General features: G+C 63.4%; 3 protein-coding genes. 2 read left to right on the top strand and 1 reads right to left on the bottom strand.

Annotated features, from left to right (window positions below; translation table 11 throughout):
- Positions 1-346 (bottom strand): cytochrome c biogenesis protein CcdA (locus EN781_RS30980; RefSeq protein WP_245492694.1); only part of this gene is annotated, 346 nt, incomplete at its 3' end.
- A 182-nt stretch (positions 347-528) separates the two neighbouring features.
- Here EN781_RS30980 and EN781_RS30975 point away from each other — a divergent pair.
- Positions 529-906 carry a hypothetical protein gene (locus tag EN781_RS30975; protein ID WP_126054304.1) on the top strand — a complete coding sequence of 126 codons (378 nt, stop codon included), beginning with the start codon at positions 529-531 and terminating at the stop codon, positions 904-906.
- 341 nt (positions 907-1,247) lie between these two features.
- The coding region (locus EN781_RS30970; RefSeq protein ID WP_127400652.1) for a DNA topoisomerase at positions 1,248-2,277 on the top strand (1,030 nt) is incomplete at its 3' end.

Genomic DNA, 2,277 nt, shown 5'->3' with positions numbered 1-2,277 from the left:
GGATGCGCAGGATGCCGAGGAAATTGAGGCCCATCAGGATGATCAGGGCGCCCGCCACCATTGCCAGCGGCTCCTGCCAGACGCGGAGCCAGTGACCGATGGTCGAGGCGCCGGCGCCGAGCGCCACGAACACGGTGGAGAAGCCGAGCACGAAGGCGATGGAGGATGCAATCAGCGCGCCGCGCGCGCCGGCCCTGGCGGTAGCGCCGGCATCGCCGCGGAAATCATCGACTGAAACACCGGCCATGTAGCAGAGATAAGGCGGCACCAGCGGCAGCACGCAAGGCGACAGGAACGAGATCGCCCCCGCTCCGACCGCGCTGACATAGCCGATATCCAATGCCATTTCGTGCAGTTCCGTTTGTGCTGGCGCCGATATAGCGACGGAATGCCGTCTTCGCCAATCACCATCACGTGGCAAGTCGCCGCTCCGCGGCCGGATTGGAAGAAACGGCACGCCGAATGCGTTGACCCGAAAGAGGCCGCGATTTCCGCACGCTTCGTTAGGATCACGTCAGGGAGATTTCCATGAAAACGATCACAGCCGGGTTGGCCGCGCTTTTGCTCAGCACCGCCGCATCCCTTGCCGCCGAGGCGTGGAAGGAAGCCGAGGTCGGCGGCACCAAGATCTACACCGATGTCATGGGCATGACGCTCTACACCTACGACAAGGATGAGAAGGGCAAGTCGAACTGCTACGACAAATGCGCCGCCAACTGGCCGCCGCTGAAGGCCGAGGCCGGCGCCAAGGCGGACGACGAATGGACGATCGTCGACCGCACCGACGGCACCAAGATGTGGGCCTATGACGGCAAGCCGGTTTACACCTTCGTCAAGGACAAGAAGGCCGGCGATGTGAGCGGCGACGGCGTCGCCGGCGTCTGGCACATCGTCAAGGCCGACTGAGTTCGGCTCGAGACTGGCCGAATATAGACTGGCTGCCGGATACATCCGGCGGCCAGTTCCGCCATGCCAGTGATGCTCGTCGCACCAGCTTCGATCGGCATTGCCACTGCACTGAATCGCTTGAATGGGAGGGCTCGGTCCGGTGGCTCGATACACTGGCGACCCTTCCCGAAATTATGTGATCTTCTCCATACACTCTAAGAGTGTATTGCCGCGGACGTCCCCGCATTTTGGCCGCTTGCCCTTGACCGATTGCAAAAGCACGGCCATGTGAGCGACGAAAAAGAACGCGTCGTGCGCAGTGGAATTCTTCCGCCGCCCCACAGCTGATATGAGACCTCATGGACGTCGTCGTCGTCGAATCGCCGGCCAAGGCAAAGACAATCAACAAATATCTCGGCAAGAACTATCGGGTTCTGGCCTCGTTCGGCCATGTCCGCGATCTGCCGGCCAAGGATGGCTCGGTGCGCCCGGACGAGGATTTCGCCATGTCCTGGTCGGTCGACACCGCTTCCGGCAAGCGGCTCGCCGACATCGCCAAGGCGGTCAAGGACGCCGACGGCCTGATCCTCGCCACCGACCCGGACCGCGAGGGCGAGGCGATTTCCTGGCATGTGCTGGAAGTGCTGAAGCAGAAGCGCGCGCTGAAGGACAAGCCGGTGAGCCGCGTCGTCTTCAATGCCATCACCAAGGCCTCGGTGCTGGATGCGATGGCCAATCCGCGCCAGATCGACGCGCCGTTGGTCGATGCCTATCTCGCGCGCCGTGCGCTCGACTATCTGGTCGGCTTCACGTTGTCGCCGGTGCTGTGGCGCAAGCTACCCGGCGCCCGCTCGGCCGGCCGTGTGCAGTCGGTGGCGCTGCGCCTGGTCTGCGACCGCGAATTGGAGATCGAGCGCTTCATCCGCGAGGAATACTGGCAGATCGCGGCCATCCTCAACACGCCGCGCAACGACAGTTTCGAGGCGCGGCTGACCGCCTTTGCCGGCAAGAAGCTGCAAAAACTCGACATCGCCAACAAGGCGCAGGCCGACGACATCAAGGCGATGCTGGAAGGGGCAAGCTTCAAGGCGCTGTCGGTCGAAGCCAAGCCCACCAAGCGCAATCCGGGCCCGCCCTTCACCACCTCGACGCTGCAGCAGGCCGCCTCGTCTGGCCTCGGCTTTTCGGCCACCCGCACCATGCAGGTGGCGCAGCGGCTCTATGAGGGCATGGACATCGGCGGCGAGACCGCCGGCCTGATCACCTATATGCGAACCGACGGCGTGCAGATGGCGCCGGAAGCGATCGACGCCGCCCGCGATGCCATCGTCAGCGAATTCGGTCAGAAATACCTGCCGGAAAAGCCGCGCTTCTACACGACCAAGGCCA

This window comes from Mesorhizobium sp. M4A.F.Ca.ET.090.04.2.1 (assembly GCF_003999085.1).
In the GTDB taxonomy this organism is placed as follows: domain Bacteria; phylum Pseudomonadota; class Alphaproteobacteria; order Rhizobiales; family Rhizobiaceae; genus Mesorhizobium.
This window is presented reverse-complemented; position numbering and strand designations above follow the sequence as displayed.